Below are 20,899 nucleotides of genomic sequence, written 5' to 3' on the forward strand. Positions count from 1 at the left end.
ACACCGTCGACACACAATCAGGCCTTTTCGGCGCTTTTTGTTCCTGTATCGGGAGGTGCTCGACATCGATTTGCCGTGGATGAACGAGATCGGGCCACCCGAAGAAACGCGAGCGTGTGCCGGTCGTGCTGTCGCGCACGGAAGTGTCGCGCCTGCTCGGCATGATCGACGGGATCGAGGGTAAGCTTGCACGCCTGCTCTACGGCACCGGCATGCGCCTGATGAAAGGCCTGCGATTGCGCGTCAAGGATCTTGACTTCGACCGCAATGAGATCGTCGTGCGCGAGGGCAAGGGCGGCAAGGACCGCCGTGTGATGCTACCTGGCTCGCTTGTGCCGGCTTTGCGCCGTCCCCTGGACGCGGGACGTCTGTTGTGGGAGCGGGACCGGGAAATGTGATCCGGCTCAGAGTCGGTAGGGTACGTGCGCGTCGCAATGGTGCTCTGGAAAATCCTTGGTATTTCGCGTGACAAGGACTGCGCCCTCGGACTTTGCGCTCGCCCAGATGATCGCATCGGGCAGTCGTAGGCGCTTTTCGCGCCGACGCTCGACAGCCAGCTCGGCAATACGTGGGGTGATGGTAACTTGGGTGAACCCGGCGAGAAAGGCTCTCACGGCCGCCTCGCTCTGTGCGTCGGCGCCCACCATGACATCCATCCAGGTGATAGAGCTGATAAGCCTCAGGGCAGCGTTTTGAAAAGCCACCCGTCAAGCCTCGTCATACACCTCAAACGCCTTTGCTAGAGCAAGGGCGCCAGCCACCGCCGCGCCGCATCCACGCTCATGCCGGCGCGCTGCGCCCAGTCCTTCAACTGATCCTCACCGATCTTGCTGATCGCGAAGTAGTGGCTTTGTGGATGGGCGAAATAGAAGCCGGCCACACTCGCGGCGGGGGTCATGGCCATGGACTCGGTGAGGCCCATGCCGGCGTTGGTGGGCACGTCGAGCAACTGGAACAGCGCGGCCTTGACGGTGTGGTCCGGGCAGGACGGGTAGCCGGGGGCGGGGCGAATGCCCTTGTACTGCTCCTTGATCAGCGCGGCGTTGTCGAGGTCCTCGTCCGCGGCGTAGCCCCAATACTCCTTGCGCACGCGTTCGTGCAGCCACTCCGCGGTCGCCTCGGCGAGGCGGTCGGCGAGGCTCTTCAGCATGATCGCGTGGTAGTCGTCGTGCCCGGCCTCGAACTCGGCGAGCTTCAACTCGATGCCGATACCGGCAGTCACCGCGAACGCGCCGCACCAGTCGCGTACGCCACTGGCCTTGGGCGCGATGAAATCGGCCAGGCACCAGTGCGGCTTGCCGGCCGGACGCTGGTGCTGCTGGCGCAGGCCGTGCCAGACCATCATCGGCGGGTCGCGCTGCTCGTTTTCGTAGAGTTCGATGTCGTCGCCGACGCTATTGGCCGGAAACAGGCCGAACACCGCCCTGGCCTGCAGCCATTCCTGCGCGATCAGGTCCTCGAGCATGTTGCGCGCATCGTTGTAGACGCTGCGCGCGGTCTCTCCGACGATCGGGTCGTCGAGGATGTCGGGGAAACGCCCCGCGAGGTCCCAGGTCTGAAAGAACGGCGCCCAGTCGATGTAGTCGCGCAGATCGGCCAGATCCACGTCCATCGACATCACGCCGAGCGCATTGGGCTCGGTCGGCACATAGGGCAGATCGGGGACAGATCCCGATTGACCTTCGCCAGATTCAGGGGCCCCGATCTGTGCGAGCGGGTCGAACGCGTTGGCACGCGCAGCCTCCAGGCTCACGAGCGGCACGCCCTTCTTGTTCGCATGCTGGGTGCGGATCTTGTCGTAGTCGGCGGCGAGCTGCAGCTTGAAGTCCTCGGCGCCGCCCTCGGACAGCAGCGCGGTGACCACGCCGACCGCGCGCGATGCATCCGGCACATAGACCACCGGCTGGTCGTAATGCGGCGCGATCTTGATCGCGGTGTGCGCGCGACTGGTGGTCGCCCCGCCGATCAGCAGCGGCAGCTCAAAGCCCTGGCGCTTCATCTCCGCCGCAACATGGCTCATCTCTTCCAGCGACGGCGTGATCAGGCCGGACAGGCCGATCGCCTGGGCGCCGTGCTCGCGCGCGGCGTTGAGAATTTTCTCGCACGGCACCATCACGCCCAGATCGATGATCTCGTAGCCGTTGCAGCCGAGCACCACGCCGACGATATTCTTGCCGATGTCGTGCACGTCGCCCTTGACCGTCGCGATGACGATGCGCCCCTTGCTGGTCGAGCCGGTGCGCAGCTTCTCGGCCTCGATGTACGGAATCAGGTGGGCGACCGCCTGCTTCATCACGCGTGCGGATTTCACCACCTGCGGCAGAAACATCTTGCCAGCGCCGAACAGATCCCCGACCACGCTCATGCCGTCCATCAGCGGGCCCTCGATGACCGCCAGCGGCGGCTTGCCGTCGGCCGCGAGCCGGGCCCGGATCTCCTCGGTGTCGCCCACGACGTAATCGGTGATGCCCTTGACCAGCGCATGCGACAGGCGCTTTTCCACCGACCATTCGCGCCAGGCGAGGTCCGGCCCGGTGTCCTTGGTCCGGCCTTTGACCGACGTCGCGATCTCGACCAGCGCATCGCCCGAACCCGGTTTGCGATTGAGCACGACGTCCTCGACCTTGTCGCGCAGATCCGCATCCAGATCGTCATACACACCGAGCTGACCGGCATTGACGATGCCCATGGTCAGGCCGTTCTTCACCGCGTGATACAGGAACACGGTGTGGATCGCCTCGCGCACCGGGTCGTTGCCGCGGAAGCTGAAGCTCACGTTCGACACGCCACCGGAGGTCTTGGCCCAGGGCAGATGCGCCTTGATCCAGCCGACTGCCTGGATGAAATCGACCGCGTAGTTGTCATGCTCCTCGATGCCGGTCGCGATTGCGAAGATGTTCGGGTCGAAGATGATGTCCTCGGGCGGAAAACCCACCCCGCCCTGCTCGGGACTCGCGGTCAGCAGCGTGTAGGCGCGTTCGCAGATCTCGATCTTACGCTGGTAGGTATCGGCCTGCCCCTTCTCGTCGAAGGCCATCACGATCACCGCCGCGCCGTACCGGCGGCACAGGCGCGCCTGGCGCAGGAACTCGGCCTCACCCTCCTTCATCGAGATCGAGTTGACCACGCCCTTGCCCTGGATGCACTTCAGGCCGGCCTCGATGACGTCCCACTTGGAGGAGTCCAGCATGATCGGCACACGCGAGATATCCGGCTCGGACGCGATCAGCTTCAGGAAGCGTTCCATCGCGGCCATGGAGTCGAGCATCGCCTCGTCCATGTTGATGTCGATGATCTGCGCGCCGTTCTCGACCTGCTGGCGCGCAACCGCCAGTGCGTCGTCGAAGCGGCCTTCCAGAATCATCTTCGCAAACGCGCGCGAACCGGTCACGTTGGTGCGCTCGCCGATATTCACGAACAGGCTGTCGGCGCCGACGTTGAAAGGCTCCAGGCCGGACAGCCGCATCTTGTGCTCGAGCACCGGCACCCTGCGCGGGGCCACGCCTTCGACCGCCTGCGCGATGGCCGCGATATGCGCGGGCGTGGTGCCGCAGCAGCCGCCGACGATATTCACCAGCCCGGACCGGGCCCATTCGGCGATGTCGCCGGCGAGCTGCTCGGGCGTCTCGTCGTAGCCGGTGGGCGACAGCGGATTCGGCAGACCCGCGTTCGGGTGGGCCGACACATGCGTGTCGCACAGGTGCGAAAGCTCCTCGACGTACTGGCGCAGTTCCTTCGCGCCGAGCGCGCAGTTCAGGCCGAACGAGATCGGCCGCGCGTGCGCGAGCGAGTTCCAGAAGGCCTCCGCCGTCTGGCCGGAAAGTGTGCGGCCGGACGCGTCGGTGATCGTCCCCGAGATCATCACCGGCAGGCGACGGCCGAGGTCCGAGAACAACTGCTCGATTGCGAACACCGCGACCTTGGCGTTGAGCGTGTCGAACACCGTCTCGATCAGCAGCAGGTCGGCGCCACCCTCGATCAGCCCGCGCGCCGCATCCAGATAGTCGTCGAGCAGGGCCTCGAAGCTGATGTTGCGGTAGCCGGGGTCGTTCACGTCCGGCGAGATCGACAGCGTGCGCGAGGTCGGCCCCAGCACACCGGCGACGAAGCGCGGCTTGTCCGGATTCACCGTCGTGTATTCATCGCACAGCGCGCGCGAGAGGCGGGCGCCGGTCACGTTGATCTCGTAGGCGACCGACTCCAGCCCGTATTCGGCCTGCGACACGCGCGTGCCGTTGAAGGTGTTGGTCTCGATGATGTCGGCGCCGGCGTCGAGGTAGGCGCGATGGATGTCGGAGATCAGTTCGGGCCGGGTCAGCACCAGCAGGTCGTTGTTGCCCTTGAGGTCGCGCGGATGATCCAGGAAGCGCTCGCCGCGGTAATCGCGCTCGGCGAGCTTGTGCTGCTGGATCATCGTGCCCATAGCACCGTCGAGCACGAGGATGCGCTCGGACATCAGGGCATGGAGTTCTTGGGAACGGTCGGCTTGCATGGCATCCATCTCGGCTTGGGTCCGGGATACCAGTGGCGGCGAGGAAAGACACCACAAACCCGGACCTGGGGATTTGTGAGCGCCGTTCTTCGATTGCCGAGCCTGGCCCGTTTGGATTACAGGTCGCAGCGCTCCTCGGCAGAGGCAAGTAGTCTACCGGGACTGGGCGCGGCTTGCAAAGGCACCGTCGGCGCGCAAAGACCGGCTTGCGTCATCGTGACCATAGCGGTCCAGGAGCAGAATCCATTACCAGTAATGAGGCCACCCCGCCCGCGGGTAGGGCCAGCCCCGAAAACCGCCCCAGAAAGAATGCGAACCGTACCCGAGACCCAGACCGATACCCCAGCCGAACATGCCGTCGCGCGGAAAAACAAGGGTCTGGCTGGTCCGCTCGACGACGCCGCCGACGAAATGCACGTTGAACCGGGTCGCGCGCAGGTCGGGCCACTCATTGCGGATGTTCCAGTCGTAGACCTCCTCGCCGGACAGGGAGAAGAACTGTACCGAGCGATGCTGGCCCAGCAGTCGCTGGACCTGCTCGACCGTCATGCCCTTCTGCACCCGCGCCAGATTCTTGCGCGACAGCGCATCGAACTGCTCGACGATGCGCCCGTCCGCGTCGATGGAGTACATCCAGGCATCATCGCCGAAGGGTTGCGTCGCGTACTCGAAGGTGCGCGTGCCGTCGTCGTTGATCCAGATGCGGCTCGGCTGGCCGCGCGCGCCGAGCAGGCTGACCTCGTCCACGAACTCACGCTGCATGCTGAAGCTGGCGCAACCGCTGAGCAGCGCTAACAACGCGACGAACAGCAGGATCCTAAGCCAACTCCCGCCCCGATGCCGGGGCGGAGCGACCCATCGAGACCGGCGCGCGGCCGACGCGTCGCAGTGAATATGCCGATTGACCATCCTTGGCCTCCTGCCGTCAGGGAGACAATCGCTCCCGCACCCAGCTGCCGTCGGGCAGCTCACGATAGGCGATCCGGTCATGCAGGCGCGACGCGCGCCCCTGCCAGAACTCCCAGTAATGCGGCCGCAGGCGATAGCCGCCCCAGTGCGGCGGGCGCGGTGGCTTGAGTCCGAATCTGAGGCCGTACTCGGCTGCGCGCGCGACGATGACACCACGATTCGGGATCACCTCGCTCTGATGGGAGGCCCATGCGCCGATGCGGTGGGCCAGCGGGCGGCTCTCGAAATAGGCGTCCGAATCCTCCGGCGCGACCTTCTCGACGTCGCCCTCGATGCGCACCACGCGCTCCAGTTCGACCCAGTGGAACTGCAGCGCGGCATAGGGGTGGCATGCGAGCTCGCGGCCCTTGCGGCTCGCGTAATTGGTGTACCACACGATGCCGCTTTCGTCGAAATCCTTGATCAGCACCACCCGCGTGGACGGACGGCCGTCCTCCCCGACGGTCGCGACCGTCATCGCATTCGGCTCGGGCACCTTGCGCGCGAGCGCCTCGCTGAACCACTGTCTGAACTGCTGCAGCGGCTCTCCGGACACTTCGTGATCCTCGAGGCTGCCCAGTTCATAGCTCTTGCGCAGGTCCGCCAGACTCTTGTCGCTCATGCATTCGCCCCGTTCCAACCTGAATTCACTGCCGATATTGTACGTTGCGGCTGGTGTGCACGACCTTGCCCGCGGTATCGAAATGCACCGTGAAGAACAGCGGATCGGAGGTGCCCCGATCCGGTTCGACGTTCCAGTTCCACACCCGCTCCTGGCTCAGTGCGAAGAACTGCGTCGATGCGGGTTTGCCGAGCACCCGCCGCACCGCATCTCCGTCCATGCCCGGTTGGATACGTGCGAAGCTGCGTTCGTTCAGTACCTGATCGACCGCACGCACGATACGATCGGACCCGATCGTGATCATGTGGCAGTGGATCCCCTGTGGCTGCCCGGAGTACTCCCAGGTCACCGAACCATCGTCGTTGCGCCACTCCATGCCCGGTTCCCCGAGACGCTCGCGCACCTCGCTCGCGGTAGTGATGCCGGGCTTGATCGTTTCGATCGCGAACGGGTTGCAGCCGCCCAGCCCCAACAGCCCGAGCAGGCCGAACAGATAAGCGAAAATACGTTTCATCCTTGCCGGTTCCTCGTCAGTGCCCACCTCACGCGGATCGCGCGAGAAAGGCGGTTCGTGCGACGGTACAATCCGCTCATTGCATCGCCAGCTTGAAGCGAAGCGACTGCCATGATGCCAGATGAGGTTCCCAACCCATACCGCCCCGATGCAGCTGAATGAAACAGAAACACCCCTTCTGGTCGCAACCCGTCTATCACGCCGCTTCGGCGGCGTGGTCGCCCTCGACGATGTGGACCTGACGATCCGTCGCGGCGAGATCTTTGGACTGATCGGACCCAACGGTGCGGGCAAGACCACGTTCTTCAACGTGCTGACCGGCTTGGAGCGGCCCGACCGGGGCGAGTGCCGGGTCGACGGACGGCGCCTCGCGCCGGGCCGGCCCCATCTGGCGGTTCGACACGGCATCGCACGAACCTTCCAGAACATCCGGCTGTTCGGCGATGCGAGCGCGCTGGAGAACGTGATGACCGGCCTGCATGCAAAGCTGCATGCAGGCCTGGTCGCCAGCCTTCTCGGTCATCGTACGCAACGCGACGAGGAGCGCCGCACGCAGGCGGATGCACTTGGCTGGCTCGCGTATGTCGGCCTCGCGGAGCATGCGGCGACGCGCGCGCGTAATCTTTCCTATGGCGACCAGCGTCGCCTCGAGATCGCGCGCGCGCTCGCGGCGGGCCCGAAGTTGCTCGCGCTGGACGAACCCGCGGCCGGTATGAATGCGACCGAAACCTTGGCCCTGCGAGGACTGGTGGAGCGCATTCGCGACGAGGGCACCACGGTGCTGGTCATCGAGCACGACATGAAACTGGTGATGCAGTTATGCGACCGGATCGCGGTGCTCGACTCCGGACGCAAGATCGCCGAAGGCACGCCGGACGAGATCCGTCGCGACCAGCGCGTCATCGAAGCCTATCTCGGTCGAAGGTACGCCCATGCCTGACCAGCCGGCGCCAGTGCTGGAACTGCGCGATGTCCATGCCCGTTACGACCGGATCCCGGCGGTTTGCGGCATCGACCTGCAGCTCGCACCGGGCACGACCGGCTGCCTGATCGGCGCAAACGGTGCCGGCAAGAGCACCACGCTCGCCGCCATCGCGGGCCTGCAGGCGTTGGCCGCCGGTCGGATCCTGTTTCGCGGACAACGAATCGACACGCAACCGCCGGACCGACGGGTGCGCGCCGGCATTGCGCTGGTCCCGGAAGGCCGGGGCATCTTTGCGCGGCTCACCGTCGCCGAAAACCTGCATCTGGGGACCTATGTCCGCAGCGATCGACAGGCGATCCGCGACGACCTCGAGCGGATCCTGTGTCTGCTGCCGCGATTGCGGGAGCGCCTGACGCAAGTCGCCGGCACGCTGTCCGGCGGAGAGCAGCAGATGCTCGCGATCGGCCGCGCACTGCTGTCGAAACCAAGCTTGCTGCTGCTCGACGAACCGTCGATGGGACTCGCGCCAATCGTGGTCGAGACCATCTACGCACTGATCCGAACGGTGGCCCAGTCCGGGATGACGATTCTGCTGGTCGAACAGAACGCCCAGCTCGCGCTGGACCTGGCCGATCAGGCGTGGGTCATGGAAGCCGGCCGGATCACGTTGTCCGGAACCGCCGCGGCATTGCGCGAGGATACCCGGGTCCGCTCGGCCTATCTGGGCGCCGAGCCGGCGTGAGTCCGCCCATTGGGCCGCTCGGAACGGGCGCCGCACCGGAGCACGCACGCATTCGATCGGCCCAAGCCAATATAATGGATGCAAGCAACGGCCGGAGGCCCGCAGCAGTGAAACATCTCACACCCAAGGAAGCCCATGCCTTCCTGCAGTCGAACCCGGAGGCCTTGCTGATCGACGTCCGGAGCGAGATCGAGTTCCTGTTCGTCGGACACCCGGTTGGCGCGATCCATGTCTCATGGAACGACGGCCCCGACTGGGACGTCAATCCACATTTCGTCGGCGAGGTGCGCAAGATGGCGGGGCATGGCGGCGAACGACCACTGGTGCTGATCTGCCGCAGCGGCAACCGGTCCGAGTCGGCCGGGGAGGCCTTGCTCGACGCAGGGTTCAAGAACGTGTTCAACGTGCTGCACGGCTTCGAAGGCGAACTGGACGACAAGCATCATCGCAACTCGGTCAGCGGCTGGCGCTTCGACGGCCTGCCGTGGGAGCAGTGCTGAGCGTATCAGTCGTGGCCGAAGACGCCTCGTGCACCACATTGGTGCATTGCGCATCGTACCAAGACCATGCCGGCGTCGAACCTCTCAGGCTTTGACGTCGAGGCCGCGACGATACTGTATCGCCTCGGCCAGATGGACCGCGCCGACCTGCTCGACACCCGCCAGGTCAGCGATCGTTCGCGCCACCTTGAGCACCCGATGGTAGGCACGCGCGGACAGCCCCAGCCGCTTGATTGCATGGCCCAGCAGCACGCGGCCCTCCCGGTCGGGTTCGCACAGGCGATCGATCGAACCGGGACCGAGACGGCTGTTCGGCGCCTGCTGGCGTGCCCGCTGCATCGCCCATGCCTGAATGACCCGTGCGCGCACCGTTGCACTCGCCTCGCCACCAGGCAGCGCCTGCATCTCCGCGTGTTCCAGAAGCGGCACCTCGACGACGATGTCCATGCGATCGAGCAGCGGACCGGACAGGCGCCCACGGTAGCGACGAATCTGCTCGGGCGAACAGATGCAGCGACCGGACGGATCGCCGTGATAGCCGCAGGGACAGGGATTCATCGCCGCAACCAGCTGGAAACGTGCCGGGAATTCGGCCCTGCGACGCGCGCGCGAGACCGTGACGGTGCCGGTTTCCAGGGGCTCGCGCAGCGCCTCGAGCACGCGCCGGTCGAACTCCGGCAACTCGTCCAGGAACAGCACGCCATGGTGTGCGAGGCTGATCTCGCCCGGACGTGGCGTCGCCCCACCGCCGACCAGCGCCGGCGCGGACGCCGAATGGTGAGGCGCCCGAAACGGGCGCTGCGCCCATCGGCGCGCATCGAAGCAGCCCTCGATCGACTGCACCGACGCACTCTCGATCGCCTCGCGTTCGTCCATCGGCGGGAGCAGGCCAGGCAGGCGTTGCGCGAGCATGGACTTGCCGGTTCCAGGCGGTCCGAACATCAGCAGTGAATGCGCGCCGGCTGCCGCGACCTCCAGCGCACGCCGTGCGAGCAACTGTCCCTTCACCTCGGTCAGGTCCGGCATATCGTGCTGCGAGCCCTGGTCGGGTGCGCTCACATGCGGCTGTAGCGGCCCCTGACCGGTCAGATGCGCACAGACGCGCAGCAGGCAATCGGCAGCCAGCACGCGCGAGCGCTGCGCCAGTGCCGCCTCGTCGGCATTCTCGGACGGAAGCACCAGATCACGCCCTGCTTGCGCGGCTGCAAGCGCCATCGCGAGGGCGCCGCGCACCCGCCGCAGTGCCCCGTTCAGCGACAGTTCGCCGATAAACTCGCAAGCATCGAGCGCCTTCGCCGGAATCTGTCCGGAAGCGGCGAGAATGCCGAGCGCGATCGGCAGATCGAATCGCCCGCCTTCCTTGGGCAGGTCGGCGGGCGCGAGATTGACGGTGATCCGGCGCTGCGGAAATTCGAACTGCGAGGTCTGGATGGCCGCGCGCACGCGGTCACGCGCCTCGCGCACCTCGGCATCCGGCAGGCCGACCAGATTGAAGGCCGGCAGCCCGTTGGCGAGGTGAACCTCGACGACGACTTCCGGCGCATCGAGGCCGGACAGCGCACGGGTGCGAACCAACGCGAGTGACATGCCTGTCTCCTGGATCAACGGGAGACAAGTTTAACCCCGAGCGATGACGTTGCGCTATTCCATAAGCATCATATCGAACGCCGCGGATTCACTCTGCGTCGTCCTGCGCACGCGCATGGGCGAGTTCGGACTCGAGCTGCGCGACCCTGTCCTCCAGTTCGTGCAGCTTCTGACGCGCATGCGCGAGCACCTCGCGCTGAACGTCGAACTCCTCCCGGGTCACCAGATCGAGCTTGCCGAACGCACTGCCCAGCAATGCCTTGACGTTCTTCTCGATATCCCGAGCCGGACTGCTGGCGGCCAGCTCGGAAAGCTTGTTGCCGAGTTCATCGAAGATACGCGGTGAAGTCATGTCGGGATCCTTGTTCGAGCGTGGGACGGGGTGAGTGATCGAGTTTAGCACGCGACCCCGGAGCGGAATGAGCGTCCCGATGGACTGGCCGCACTAGTTTGGTGCATTGAACGGAGGGCGTCGGTCAAATCAGGGCACCGCGGCGCAGCATTGAATCCAGAAATTCGCTCAAAGTTCTGTTTTATATAAATTTTTCAGACTTGGCATGGATCGTGCTAAACGTGAATCGTCCAATATCGACCGTCTGGAGATTCAGATGCAAACCCGCCCCAGCTTTCCAAGCTCAGCCGATGACAGGAGAAACGCATGAAGCTCGTCACCGCAATCATCAAACCCTTCAAGCTCGACGAAGTGCGTGAAGCACTGTCGGCGATTGGCGTGCAAGGCATCACCGTGACCGAAGTAAAGGGCTTCGGCCGCCAGAAGGGCCATACCGAACTGTACCGCGGCGCCGAGTACGTCGTGGACTTCCTGCCCAAGGTCAAGATCGAGGCGGCGGTGCGTGCCGACATCCTCGATCAGGTCATCGAAACGATCGAGAAGTCCGCCTCAACCGGGAAGATTGGAGACGGAAAGATCTTCGTGTTCGAACTGGAGCAGGTCGTTCGCATCCGCACCGGCGAAACCGGTGTCGATGCACTTTAAGGGAGCCACAACATGAGTAAAACACTGAAAACACTGCTCGCGGCGCTGGCGGTCGGCCTGGCCGCGCCGGTTCTGGCCGACGAGCACACCGCAATGGAAGCGGCCGCCGCGGCCGGCGCCGCGATGGAGCACAGCGCCGCGGTGCTGAGCAACGTGTTCGAACTGCAGTACGCGATGGACACCTTCTACTTCCTGGTGTGTGGCGCACTGGTGATGTGGATGGCCGCCGGCTTCTCGATGCTCGAGGCCGGCCTAGTCCGCTCCAAGAACACGGTCGAGATCCTGACCAAGAACGTCGCGCTGTTCTCGATCTCCTGCATCATGTATCTCATCGTCGGCTACGCGATCATGTATGGTGGCGGCATATTCCTGTCCGGCATCGACGGCGGTGACGACCTGGTCCCAGACGCGCTGACCGCCTTCGGCGAGCGTGAAGACGGCTTCCACGGCGATTCGATCTACTCCGACGCTTCGGACTTCTTCTTCCAGGTGGTGTTCGTCGCGACCGCGATGTCCATCGTCTCGGGTGCGGTCGCCGAGCGGATGAAACTGTGGGCCTTCCTCGCCTTTGCGGTGGTCATGACCGGCTTCATTTACCCGTTGGAAGGTTCCTGGACCTGGGGCGAGGCCGACGTCTTCGGCATGTTCAACCTTGGCGATCTGGGCTTTTCCGACTTCGCCGGTTCCGGCATCGTGCATATGGCTGGTGCGTCCGCGGCGCTGGCCGGCGTGATCCTGCTCGGCGCGCGCAAAGGCAAGTACGGCCCGAACGGCGAACCGCGCGCGATCCCGGGTGCGAACCTGCCGCTGGCCACGCTCGGCACCTTCATCCTGTGGATGGGCTGGTTCGGCTTCAACGGCGGTTCGGTGCTCAAGCTCGGCGACATCGCCAATGCCAACGACGTCGCGATAGTGTTCCTGAACACCAACACCGCCGCTGCGGGTGGTGCGATCGCCGCACTGATCGTGTCCAAACTCATGTTCGGCAAGGGTGACTTGACCATGCTGCTGAACGGCGCGCTGGCGGGCCTGGTGGTGATCACGGCCGAACCCTCCACGCCGACGCCGTTGCTCGCGACCTTGTTCGGCGCGGCCGGCGGTGTGCTGGTGGTGTTCTCGATCACGGTGCTCGATCGCGTGTTCAAGATCGACGATCCGGTCGGCGCGATCTCGGTGCACGGTACCTGCGGTCTGCTCGGCCTGCTGCTGGTGCCGCTGACCAACAGCGACTCCACCTTCTTCGGCCAGATCGTCGGAGCGCTGACGATCTTCGTCTGGGTGTTCGGCGCCAGCCTGATCGTGTGGAGCATCCTGAAGGCGGTCACGGGCATCCGCGTCACGGCGGAAGAAGAGTACGAAGGCGTAGATCTGGCCGAATGCGGTCAGGAAGCCTATCCAGAGTTCGTGACCAAGTAAGGCAATAGATTCAACCGAGGAGAAAACCATGCGCAAGACTCTGATCACCACCGTAGCCGCCCTCGCCACCCTCCCGGTCGGCACATCCACCGTTCTCGCCGAAGATCTGCCGATCTCGGCCAACATCAGCATCGTGACCGACTACGCCTTCCGCGGCTTCAGCCAGACCGACCAGCGCCCGGCTCTGCAGGGTGGCCTGGACTACGAGGTGGGCGCCAACTACGGAATCATGGAAGGGCTCACGCCTGACGCGCACTAAGGCTATTCGAGCGTCCGGGGCCGCGACAACGACAGCTGGGCAGACTGGAAACTGGGCGTGACACAATCCTGGCGCGGCTTCGATTTCGGCCTGCACTACGTCGACACCGACGTCCGCAACGACAGGCTCGCAGACGATCGCTACATCCTGTCCGTCAGCAAGGCGTTCTGATCGACCGTCTCCTCCCCCGCCGCGGTTGACTCTCCTCGCCGCGACGTTCGAAGGGCACCCTCGGGTGCCCTTCTTTTTGTGGGACCGGCGGCGCAGCGATCGGCCGTGAACGCCGCGCCGCCAAGATGCCTCAGCGGAACACGATGGTCTTGTTCCGATGCACCAGCACCCGATCCTCCAGGTGATAGCGCAGCCCGCGCGCGAGTACCGTCTTCTCGACATCCTTGCCGTAGCGGACCATGTCCTCGACCGCGTCCGAATGATCGATGCGGATCACGTCCTGGTCGATGATTGGTCCCTGGTCCAGGTCGGCCGTCACATAGTGGCAGGTCGCACCGATCAGCTTCACACCCTTGGCCCAGGCCTGGTGATACGGTCTGGCACCGACAAAGCTGGGCAGAAAGCTGTGATGAATGTTGATGATGCGGCCCGGATAGGCGGCACACAGCTCCGGCGACAGTATTTGCATGTAACGCGCGAGCACCATCACGTCGCCTCGCACCTCCTCGAACAGGCGTGCCACCTCGGCGTAGGCCGAGGCCTTGCTGTCGGGTGTCACGTGCACATGATGGAACGGTATGCCGTGCCACTCCACGAAGCCGCGGAAGTCATCGTGGTTGGAGATCACGCACGGAATCTCGATGTCGAGCTCCTTGCTCTGCCAGCGTGCGAGCAGGTCGTACAGGCAGTGTCCCTGCCTGGACACCAGGATCACGACACGCTTCCTGACCGCCGAGTCGGTGATCTTCCATTGCATGCCCAGCTCGTCGGCGAGCGGCTCGAAGCGCTGGCGCAGCTCGGCGAGATGAAACGGGATCGAATCGGCGCGGATCTCGATGCGCATGAAATACTGGCCGGTCGCCTCGCCGTCGCCGGGCGGTTCGGCATGCAGCGAGGTTTCGAGAATCCAGCCCTCGTGTTCGGCGAGGAAGCCGGACACCCGGCTGACCAGACCGACCCGGTCGGGGCATGAAGCCGAGAGCGTATAGAAGCGGGTTGAATGCATGGCTGAGTCTTGCAGACCTTCGTTGGAGAGACCGAGCCCCCTCGGGGGAGCGCTGAGCGTGGCGGGCGGGGGTCGTCAGAGCCGCCGAACGGCGTTCACCCGAGCCGGCCGACCCGGGCGAAGGCCTTGTCGATCTCGGCACGCAGCGCGTCGTAGTCGCGCACCACCGGATACTGCGGGAATTCGCGAATCACGTTCTCGGGCGGGTGAAACAGGATGCCGCCATGCGCCTCGGCCAGCATCGCGGTGTCGTTGTATGAATCCCCGGCGGCGACCACCGTGAAGTTGAGTTCCTTGAAGCGCTTGACCGCCTCGCGCTTCTGGTCCGGCATACGCAGATGGTAGTTGACCAGAAAGCCCTTGTCGTCCGCCTCGAGGCTGTGACAGAACAGGGTCGGCCACGCGAGCTGACGCATCAGCGGGTGCGCGAACTCGTAGAAGGTGTCGGACAGGATCACCAGCTGATAGTCGGCGCGCAAATCATCCAGGAACGCGCGCGCACCCTCCATCGGCCCCATGCCGGCAATCACTTCCTGGATCTGCGGCAGCCCCAGTTCGTGTTTGGCGAGGATGTCCAGCCGGTACTGCATCAGCACATCGTAGTCCGGTTCATCACGGGTGGTGCGGCGCAGTTCCGGAATGCCGGTACGTTCGGCGAACTCCACCCAGATTTCAGGAACGAGCACGCCTTCGAGGTCGAGACAGACAATTTGCACGTGGGGCCTTTCGAGTGTCGGATCGGATCGGGAGAGCGGATTTTACACCGTGCGACGCACCGGACTCAGGCGATCGGATGCTTTGACCGCGCGCGAATCATCCTCACGCCCACAGCAGATTCCTGACTGCCAGCCCGCCTCCGGCAAAATGCTCCATCAGCTCGCGCTGGTGTTCGAAGTCGCGGGTTTCCATCTGCAGGATCACCTCGGTCATGCCGACCGGCACATGCAATTCGCCGCGCCTGTGCTCGACATGGCGCACGTTGATGCCGAGGTCGGCGACCGTCTTGAGCAGGCCCAGAAGGTGCCCGGGCGCATCCGGAATCGTCACGCTGACGCTGATCAGGCGCCCGCTGGACGCGAGGCCATAGTCGATGGACCGGCCCACCAGTGTCATGTCGATGTTGCCGCCCGAGATCACGCAGGCCAGGCGGTCCTCGGGCCGCAATGCGATACGCCCCTGCAGCAGTGCCGCCAGGCCGACCACGCCGGCACCTTCGCCGATCGTACGCGTCCGTTCGAGCAGCGTGACGATCGCCTCTGCGATCGCGTTGTCGTCCACCGTCACGATGTCGTCGACATGGCGTGCGATCACTTCACGGGTGAGCACGCCGGGACGCTTGACCTTGATACCGTCGGCGATGGTATGGCTGCCGGCCGGCACGTCGCCGAGCGAGCCGTCGCGCAGGAAATGCCGCCACGGCGCGACCGCATCGCATTGAACGCCGATCACGCGTATCGCCGGATTCTGCAGCTTCAGCGCCAGTGCCACCCCGGAGATCAGCCCTCCGCCGCCCAGTGGCACGACCACGACGCTCAGATCCGGCGCATCCTCGAGCATCTCCAGACCGCAGCTGGCCTGCCCGGCAATGACGTCCCAGTCGTCGTACGGGTGCAGAAACACCAGCTGCTCCTCGGTCGCGACACGCATCGCCTCGTCGGCCGCCTGCTCGAGCGTGGTGCCGACCAGCCGCAGCTCGGCCCCGAGCGCGCGGCAGGATTCGATCTTGGTCAGCGGCGCATTGCCGGGCATCACGACGATGGCCCGCAGCCCGGCCGCTCGCGCGGCCTGCGCGACGCCTTGGGCGTGGTTGCCGGCCGAGGCCGCGATCACGCCGGCCGGGCGGGGTCCCTGTGCGAGCAGGCGGGCGATCCGGTTGGTCGCGCCGCGCAATTTGAACGAACCGGTGCGCTGCAGATTTTCTAGCTTGAGCCAGACCGGCACGCCGACCGCATGCGACAGGTGTTCGCTCGGCACCAGGCTGGTATGCGTCACCGCTGCTTCGATCCGAGCCCTTGCGGCGCGCAGGTCGTCGAGATCGAGCGGAATCGGATGGGCAGCCGACGGCACAGTCGGGAACAGTTCCACGGTCACGACCTCCCTCAAGGTTTCAGGCGGTCAAAGGCAGGGCAGGGCTTCAAGCATACCCGCTCGAAGCGCGGCCGACAGCCTGCGGAAAACCCGGGTCGATCGCCTTCGGCGCTCCTCGCGTGCCTGTTGTGCAAGGACCCGCGCGTCAGTCGGCAGCCAGCGTCTCCAGCGTCTCCTCGATCTCGAGCCAGCGCATCTCGGCCGCTTCGATCGCGGCGGCCAGCTCGGCCTGGCGCTTCAGCATGTCCTGCAGCAGCGCGGCATCGCCGCCGGCATACAGGGCCGGGTCGGCCAGACGCTGATCGAGCTGCGTCTTTTCCTGATGCCAGGTGGCGAGCCTGCGGTCGAGCTGGTCCCGCTCCTTGACCAGCGGCCGGCGACTCGCCAGGCGGGCCTGGCGTTCCGCGGCCGCCTTCTCCCGGTCGGCCTTGCGCGTGGCCTTGTCGGCGGCCTGGTCCGGACATCGGGCTTGCGCGCTGGTCTCGGCCCGGCGGATCGCGAGCCAGTCGCGATAGTCGTCGAGGTCTCCGTCGAAGTGCTGAACCCGGCCCCCGTCGACCAGCACGAAGCGATCGCAGGTCGCGCGCAGCAGCGCACGGTCGTGGGACACCAGCACCATCGCCCCTTCGAAGTCCTGCAAGGCCAGCGTCAGGGCATGGCGCATCTCGAGGTCGAGGTGGTTGGTCGGCTCGTCGAGCAGCAGCAGGTTGGGTTTGCGCCAGATCAGCAGGGCCAGCGCCAGGCGGGACTTCTCGCCACCGGAAAAGCTGCCGCAGGGGGTGTCCGCGCCGGTCACGGCAGCGGCACCGGTCGCATCCCCCCTGAAATCGAATCCGCCCAGGTAATTGCGCAGATCCTGCTCGCGCGCGGCCGGATCGAGGCGCTGCATGTGCTGCAGCGGCGACTCGTCCGGGCGCAGCGTCTCGAGTTGATGCTGCGCGAAGTAACCCCGGGCGAGCCCCTTGCCTTCGCTGCGATCCCCGGCCGACAGCGCGAGTTCGTCGGCGAGTAGCTTGATCAGCGTCGACTTGCCGGCCCCGTTGCGTCCGAGCAGGCCGATCCGCTCGCCGGGCCTCAGGGTCAGGTCCAGACCGGTCAGAATCGGCTGCGCCCCGTAACCCACCTCGCCGTCCTCGATGCGCAGCAATGGATCCGGCGCCGGCGGACTCTCGCGAAACGCGAAGCTGAACGGGGTATCGACATGGGCCGCGGCGATCCGCTCCATGCGCTCCAGCGCCTTGATGCGGCTCTGCGCCTGGCGGGCCTTGGTCGCCTTCGCGCGGAAACGACGAACATAGTCCTCGATATGCGCGATCTCGCGCTGCTGCTTGTCGTACAGGGCCTGCTGCTGCGCGAGCCGCGCCGCACGCTGGCCCTCGAAATCGGAATAGCCACCCGAGTAGAGCGTGAGCTGCTGGCGCTCGACATGCGCGATGCGATCGACGCTGGCATCGAGAAACTCGCGATCATGCGAGATCAGCAGCAGCGTGCCGCGGTAGTCGCGCAACCACTGCTCTAGCCACAGCACCGCATCCAGGTCCAGGTGGTTGGTCGGCTCGTCCAGCAGCAGCAGATCCGAACGGCACATCAGTGCCTGTGCGAGGTTCAGCCGCATCCGCCAGCCGCCCGAGAAATCGGCCACCGGGCGCTCGATGTCGGTGGGCAGGAAGCCCAGGCCATCGAGCAGCGCGGCGGCGCGCGCGCGTGCCGCATAACCGCCGATCTCGCCCAGGCGCGCATGCAACTCGCCTATGCGCGCGCCGTCATGGGCCGCTTCCGCGTCGCACAGCGCGACTTCGATCGCGCGCAATTCCGCGTCGCCATCGAGCACGTACTCGATCGCGGCGGACTGGATGCCCGGGGTTTCCTGCGCGACATGCGCGATCACCCAGCCGGGCGGCATCTCCAGGTCGCCCTGATCCTGGTGCAACTCGTCACGCAACAACGCGAACAGGCTGGACTTGCCGCTGCCGTTCGCGCCGGTCAGGCCGACCTTCCAGCCGGGGTGGATCTGGAGACTGACCGCGTCGATCAGGATCTTGGCGCCACGGGCCAAGCGGAGGTTGCGAAACTGGATCACGTCAGCGTAGCTCGATATAAAAGCGTTATTCTACGCATCGACGACTCATGAAGCAGTCCGACCCTGTCGGACCCACCGGCCCGTCCAAGATGCTGAGACAATTATCGACCCCGCTCTACCCGCTGCTCTTCGCGCTGTTGCTGACGCCTGTCGCGACCGCATCGGCCGACGCCGAAGCGCCACCCGACATCAACCTCGCGCGCGCCGCTGCACTGCATGAGGAAGCGCGCGCGCTGCGCAGTCTTGCCGAATCCGACTTCGCCACGACCGAGCCCGCTTGCTATCAGCGCTTCCTCGTCAATCGCTGCCTGGATCAGGCCCGGCAGCTCAGACTGGAACGGATACGCGAGGCACGCGCGCTCGAGATCGAGGCGCACAAGATCGAGCTGGCCGACAAGCAGCGCCGCGCCGAGCAGGAGGGCCTGACCGAACAGGTGATCGAGCGCGACCGCGAAATCCCCGCCCAGACCGTCATCCCGCCCATGTCGCCGGATGCCCGCGTCGAAGAGATCCGCAGCCGGCGTGACGCCGAAGCCCGCACAGCCGAAGCGCAGGCAGCCGAGGAGCGGGCACGGCGGGACGCAGAGCGCGAGCGCTCCCGGGAGCGCGAAGCAGCGGCCGCGTCAAGACGGGCGGAACAGGCCGCCCGCGACCGCGAACGCTACGACGAGCGCATCCGCAGACGCGAGGATGCGCGCTGAAGGCCTGCCGCCGCCACCCCGTCTGACGGCCTAACCTGCCTTGCCGCGCGGCACGCGGTTCGCGAGCCAGATTCCGGTGCCGACCAGCACCAGCGCGATCACCACCCCCGGGGTCAGTGCCTCGCCCAGGAAGATCACGCCGGCCAGCACACCCATCACCGGCGTCAGGAACGAGAACGACGACAACCGGGTGGCCGGATAATGGCGAACGAGCCAGAACCAGGCCAGATAGCTGCTCGACGCGATCACGACCACCTGAAACGCGAGGCTCGCCCAGACCAGCGGGGTCGCGGCGAACACGCCCGACTCGCCGACCACCATCGCCAACGGCGGCAGCACCAGCGCGGACACGCCGAGCTGATATAGCAGCGTCTTCTCGGGTGCCACCCGCGCCAGCGGCGTCGCCTTGATCGTCAGTGTCGTCGCGGCCCAGAAGATCGCAGCCAGCAGGATCATCAGGTCGCCGATCCACGCCCCCTCGGACGGTCCGAGCAGGTGCTCGCCGAACAGCATCAGCACGCCGGCAAAAGCCATTGCCATGCCGCCCCATTGCGCACGACGCATGCGTTCCTGCGGCAGCAGCCAGATCGCGCCGAGCGCGACGAAGAACGGCGCGGTGTAAAGAAAGATCACGCCGCGCGACGCATTCGTGTATTCCAGCGCCCGGAAGATCAGCGCGAACTCGGTCGCGAACAGCAGGCCGGCGAGCAGACCCGGCCACAGCGTGGCATCACGCTCCCACAGCCTGACGCCACGCGCATGCGCCCAGACCAGCACCAGCACCGTCGCACCGATCGAGCGCAGGCCTGACTGGAATATCGGTGAGATTCCGAGGTTGGCGACCTTGATCACGACCTGCTGCATGCCCCAGATCGTGCACAGCAGGATCATGGTCAGCACCGCAGTCCGATCGAGTTCGTCGCGCGCGGGCATCATGTCGAGGCGGCGGCCGAGACCGGTTGCTGCGAGGCGGTGTCGGCCGGCTCGAAGGCCAGCAGACGATAGGACTTGTAGCGCTCGAACACCGCCTGCGTGCGATGCTGCTCGAGGTATTTGTAGCGCAGCCTGGCGAGCCTCCTGCGCATCAGCCATCCGACCAGACGCCGGATCATCGGCACGCGTTCGCTGAGGTAGCGGTCGATCGTCGCGCAGGCCGGCGCGATCCGGTTGCGCAGCAACTCGTCCAGCAGCGCGATCGACGGACTCGTGAATCGGGTGATGTCGTCGTCTCGCAGCAGGTGAAAGCCGTAGCGTTCGAGCGACGCATAAAATCGGTCCAGCCTGTGTCCGCCGCCGAAACTCCTGTCGCCCAGCCCTCCATCGCCATGATGCTCGGTCTTGAAGAAATCGCACACCACGACCTTGCCACCCGGCGCCAGCAGCGAAAGAGTCATCGGCAGGCTGTCGTCGAGCGGCACATACTGAAAACTCTCCGAGAACAGGACCAGATCGTAAGGCCTGTCCCGGGCCGATTCGGGCATGTGCTCGAACTCGCACGCAAAGACCACTGACTCGTAGTCCGGGCCGAGACGCGTCAGACGCTGTCGGACCTGCTGCTCGAGCCACGGCGCGGGGATCACGACATCGACATGGAAACCGCGCTGGAGCATCTTTTCCATCAGATGCCCGGTGCCGCAGCCGACATCCAGGATCCGCCCGCCATGCGGGCAGTACTCCTCCACCACCTCGATCAGGCGGGTCGAATAGCGTTCCTGCGCCTCCCTGAGTCGTGCCAGCGTGGGCTGCTCGCCTTCCTCCCACCACCCGTAGTGGAGGTCGGCGATGCCCAGCAACTGCTGGGCGAGAACGAGTCCGAGTTCCCGAGTATGCATGCGTGCTTCAACCTAGGTT

General features: G+C 65.4%; 21 protein-coding genes, 1 pseudogene and 1 riboswitch. Of the genes and pseudogenes, 9 read left to right on the forward strand and 13 right to left on the reverse strand.

The genetic code is table 11. The features are described 5' to 3' along the window. Positions 1-116 precede the first annotated feature (116 nt). Complete coding sequence (locus ACKVEX_RS13740; RefSeq protein ID WP_473216303.1) at positions 117-398, forward strand: tyrosine-type recombinase/integrase; 282 nt, start codon at positions 117-119, stop codon at positions 396-398. A gap of 6 nt (positions 399-404) precedes the next feature. On the opposite strand, the gene ACKVEX_RS13745 is transcribed toward ACKVEX_RS13740, so the two are convergent. The 5 genes from ACKVEX_RS13745 to ACKVEX_RS13765 form a co-directional block, all read right to left on the reverse strand. Continuing rightward, positions 405-704, reverse strand: a complete 300-nt coding sequence (locus ACKVEX_RS13745) for a PIN domain-containing protein (RefSeq protein ID WP_473216304.1) — start codon at positions 702-704, stop codon at positions 405-407. A gap of 35 nt (positions 705-739) precedes the next feature. Beyond that, positions 740-4,492, reverse strand: coding sequence for a methionine synthase (gene metH / locus ACKVEX_RS13750; protein ID WP_473216305.1), 3,753 nt, complete (start codon positions 4,490-4,492; stop codon positions 740-742). Between the two features lie 70 nt (positions 4,493-4,562). Next, positions 4,563-4,635, reverse strand: a riboswitch (S-adenosyl-L-homocysteine riboswitch). A 103-nt stretch (positions 4,636-4,738) separates the two neighbouring features. After that, on the reverse strand, positions 4,739-5,254 hold the full coding sequence (locus ACKVEX_RS13755) for a hypothetical protein (RefSeq protein ID WP_473216306.1): 516 nt from the start codon (positions 5,252-5,254) through the stop codon (positions 4,739-4,741). A gap of 163 nt (positions 5,255-5,417) precedes the next feature. After that, a complete protein-coding gene (gene pdxH / locus ACKVEX_RS13760; protein ID WP_473216307.1) occupies positions 5,418-6,062 on the reverse strand; it encodes a pyridoxamine 5'-phosphate oxidase in 645 nt (214 codons plus the stop codon). A 25-nt stretch (positions 6,063-6,087) separates the two neighbouring features. After that, positions 6,088-6,576 (reverse strand): hypothetical protein, encoded by a 489-nt coding sequence (locus ACKVEX_RS13765; RefSeq protein ID WP_473216308.1) that lies wholly within the window; start codon positions 6,574-6,576, stop codon positions 6,088-6,090. A 148-nt stretch (positions 6,577-6,724) separates the two neighbouring features. Here ACKVEX_RS13765 and ACKVEX_RS13770 point away from each other — a divergent pair, with 148 nt between their 5' ends. From ACKVEX_RS13770 to ACKVEX_RS13780, 3 genes are all read left to right on the forward strand, one after another. Continuing rightward, positions 6,725-7,516 carry an ABC transporter ATP-binding protein gene (locus ACKVEX_RS13770; RefSeq protein ID WP_473216309.1) on the forward strand — a complete coding sequence of 264 codons (792 nt, stop codon included), beginning with the start codon at positions 6,725-6,727 and terminating at the stop codon, positions 7,514-7,516. Next, complete coding sequence (locus ACKVEX_RS13775) at positions 7,509-8,243, forward strand: ABC transporter ATP-binding protein (protein WP_473216310.1); 735 nt, start codon at positions 7,509-7,511, stop codon at positions 8,241-8,243. The genes ACKVEX_RS13770 and ACKVEX_RS13775 overlap by 8 nt, the downstream gene beginning before the upstream one ends. A 107-nt stretch (positions 8,244-8,350) precedes the next feature. Beyond that, positions 8,351-8,743 (forward strand): rhodanese-like domain-containing protein, encoded by a 393-nt coding sequence (locus ACKVEX_RS13780; RefSeq protein WP_473216311.1) that lies wholly within the window; start codon positions 8,351-8,353, stop codon positions 8,741-8,743. Positions 8,744-8,827: 84 nt separating this feature from the next. On the opposite strand, the gene ACKVEX_RS13785 is transcribed toward ACKVEX_RS13780, so the two are convergent. Together ACKVEX_RS13785 and ACKVEX_RS13790 are read right to left on the reverse strand one after the other, a co-directional pair. Beyond that, the gene (locus ACKVEX_RS13785; protein ID WP_473216312.1) at positions 8,828-10,330 is read right to left on the reverse strand and encodes a YifB family Mg chelatase-like AAA ATPase; all 1,503 of its coding nucleotides are present in this window, start codon (positions 10,328-10,330) and stop codon (positions 8,828-8,830) included. A gap of 88 nt (positions 10,331-10,418) precedes the next feature. After that, positions 10,419-10,682 (reverse strand): accessory factor UbiK family protein, encoded by a 264-nt coding sequence (locus ACKVEX_RS13790; RefSeq protein WP_473216313.1) that lies wholly within the window; start codon positions 10,680-10,682, stop codon positions 10,419-10,421. 306 nt (positions 10,683-10,988) lie between these two features. Between ACKVEX_RS13790 and glnK the strand changes: the two genes are divergently transcribed. The 4 genes and pseudogenes from glnK to ACKVEX_RS13810 all read left to right on the forward strand — a co-directional run. Next, a complete protein-coding gene (gene glnK, locus ACKVEX_RS13795) occupies positions 10,989-11,327 on the forward strand; it encodes a P-II family nitrogen regulator (RefSeq protein ID WP_473216314.1) in 339 nt (112 codons plus the stop codon). A gap of 12 nt (positions 11,328-11,339) precedes the next feature. After that, positions 11,340-12,743, forward strand: coding sequence for an ammonium transporter (locus ACKVEX_RS13800; RefSeq protein ID WP_473216315.1), 1,404 nt, complete (start codon positions 11,340-11,342; stop codon positions 12,741-12,743). 28 nt (positions 12,744-12,771) lie between these two features. Further along, the gene (locus ACKVEX_RS13805; protein ID WP_473216316.1) at positions 12,772-13,002 is read left to right on the forward strand and encodes a TorF family putative porin; all 231 of its coding nucleotides are present in this window, start codon (positions 12,772-12,774) and stop codon (positions 13,000-13,002) included. 12 nt (positions 13,003-13,014) lie between these two features. Then, positions 13,015-13,173 (forward strand): annotated as a pseudogene (locus ACKVEX_RS13810) (TorF family putative porin); the annotation flags it as partial. Positions 13,174-13,303: 130 nt separating this feature from the next. Here the strand turns inward: ACKVEX_RS13810 and purU are convergent. The 4 genes from purU to ACKVEX_RS13830 all read right to left on the reverse strand — a co-directional run bounded on the left by purU (position 13,304) and on the right by ACKVEX_RS13830 (position 18,347). After that, entirely contained in the window at positions 13,304-14,179 is an 876-nt protein-coding gene (gene purU / locus ACKVEX_RS13815) for a formyltetrahydrofolate deformylase (protein ID WP_473216317.1), read from the reverse strand. Positions 14,180-14,274: 95 nt separating this feature from the next. Beyond that, on the reverse strand, positions 14,275-14,895 hold the full coding sequence (gene thrH, locus ACKVEX_RS13820) for a bifunctional phosphoserine phosphatase/homoserine phosphotransferase ThrH (protein WP_473216318.1): 621 nt from the start codon (positions 14,893-14,895) through the stop codon (positions 14,275-14,277). Between the two features lie 103 nt (positions 14,896-14,998). Continuing rightward, positions 14,999-16,270, reverse strand: coding sequence for a threonine ammonia-lyase (ilvA, locus tag ACKVEX_RS13825; protein ID WP_473216319.1), 1,272 nt, complete (start codon positions 16,268-16,270; stop codon positions 14,999-15,001). A gap of 142 nt (positions 16,271-16,412) precedes the next feature. Next, entirely contained in the window at positions 16,413-18,347 is a 1,935-nt protein-coding gene (locus ACKVEX_RS13830; RefSeq protein ID WP_473216320.1) for an ATP-binding cassette domain-containing protein, read from the reverse strand. Between the two features lie 47 nt (positions 18,348-18,394). On the opposite strand from ACKVEX_RS13830, the gene ACKVEX_RS13835 reads away from it, so the two are divergent. Next, a complete protein-coding gene (locus ACKVEX_RS13835; RefSeq protein WP_473216321.1) occupies positions 18,395-19,048 on the forward strand; it encodes a hypothetical protein in 654 nt (217 codons plus the stop codon). Between the two features lie 30 nt (positions 19,049-19,078). Here ACKVEX_RS13835 and ACKVEX_RS13840 read toward each other — a convergent pair whose 3' ends face one another. Then, positions 19,079-19,981 carry a DMT family transporter gene (locus ACKVEX_RS13840; RefSeq protein ID WP_473216377.1) on the reverse strand — a complete coding sequence of 301 codons (903 nt, stop codon included), beginning with the start codon at positions 19,979-19,981 and terminating at the stop codon, positions 19,079-19,081. After that, positions 19,981-20,880, reverse strand: coding sequence for a class I SAM-dependent methyltransferase (locus tag ACKVEX_RS13845; RefSeq protein ID WP_473216322.1), 900 nt, complete (start codon positions 20,878-20,880; stop codon positions 19,981-19,983). The genes ACKVEX_RS13840 and ACKVEX_RS13845 overlap by 1 nt, the downstream gene beginning before the upstream one ends. Positions 20,881-20,899 lie beyond the last annotated feature (19 nt).

The sequence above is a fragment of the Denitraticella aggregata genome, assembly GCF_048158365.1.
In the GTDB taxonomy this organism is placed as follows: domain Bacteria; phylum Pseudomonadota; class Gammaproteobacteria; order Burkholderiales; family Rhodocyclaceae; genus Azoarcus_F.

Coding starts and splice junctions, on each gene's coding strand:
- metH (WP_473216305.1), bottom strand. CDS start 4,492: ATGCAAGCCGACCGTTCCCAAGAACTCCATGCCCTGATGTCCGAGCGC.
- ACKVEX_RS13755 (WP_473216306.1), bottom strand. CDS start 5,254: ATGCAGCGTGAGTTCGTGGACGAGGTCAGCCTGCTCGGCGCGCGCGGC.
- pdxH (WP_473216307.1), bottom strand. CDS start 6,062: ATGAGCGACAAGAGTCTGGCGGACCTGCGCAAGAGCTATGAACTGGGC.
- ACKVEX_RS13765 (WP_473216308.1), bottom strand. CDS start 6,576: ATGAAACGTATTTTCGCTTATCTGTTCGGCCTGCTCGGGCTGTTGGGG.
- ACKVEX_RS13770 (WP_473216309.1), top strand. CDS start 6,725: ATGCAGCTGAATGAAACAGAAACACCCCTTCTGGTCGCAACCCGTCTA.
- ACKVEX_RS13775 (WP_473216310.1), top strand. CDS start 7,509: ATGCCTGACCAGCCGGCGCCAGTGCTGGAACTGCGCGATGTCCATGCC.
- ACKVEX_RS13785 (WP_473216312.1), bottom strand. CDS start 10,330: ATGTCACTCGCGTTGGTTCGCACCCGTGCGCTGTCCGGCCTCGATGCG.
- ACKVEX_RS13790 (WP_473216313.1), bottom strand. CDS start 10,682: ATGACTTCACCGCGTATCTTCGATGAACTCGGCAACAAGCTTTCCGAG.
- glnK (WP_473216314.1), top strand. CDS start 10,989: ATGAAGCTCGTCACCGCAATCATCAAACCCTTCAAGCTCGACGAAGTG.
- ACKVEX_RS13800 (WP_473216315.1), top strand. CDS start 11,340: ATGAGTAAAACACTGAAAACACTGCTCGCGGCGCTGGCGGTCGGCCTG.
- ACKVEX_RS13805 (WP_473216316.1), top strand. CDS start 12,772: ATGCGCAAGACTCTGATCACCACCGTAGCCGCCCTCGCCACCCTCCCG.
- purU (WP_473216317.1), bottom strand. CDS start 14,179: ATGCATTCAACCCGCTTCTATACGCTCTCGGCTTCATGCCCCGACCGG.
- ACKVEX_RS13835 (WP_473216321.1), top strand. CDS start 18,395: ATGAAGCAGTCCGACCCTGTCGGACCCACCGGCCCGTCCAAGATGCTG.
- ACKVEX_RS13840 (WP_473216377.1), bottom strand. CDS start 19,981: ATGCCCGCGCGCGACGAACTCGATCGGACTGCGGTGCTGACCATGATC.
- ACKVEX_RS13845 (WP_473216322.1), bottom strand. CDS start 20,880: ATGCATACTCGGGAACTCGGACTCGTTCTCGCCCAGCAGTTGCTGGGC.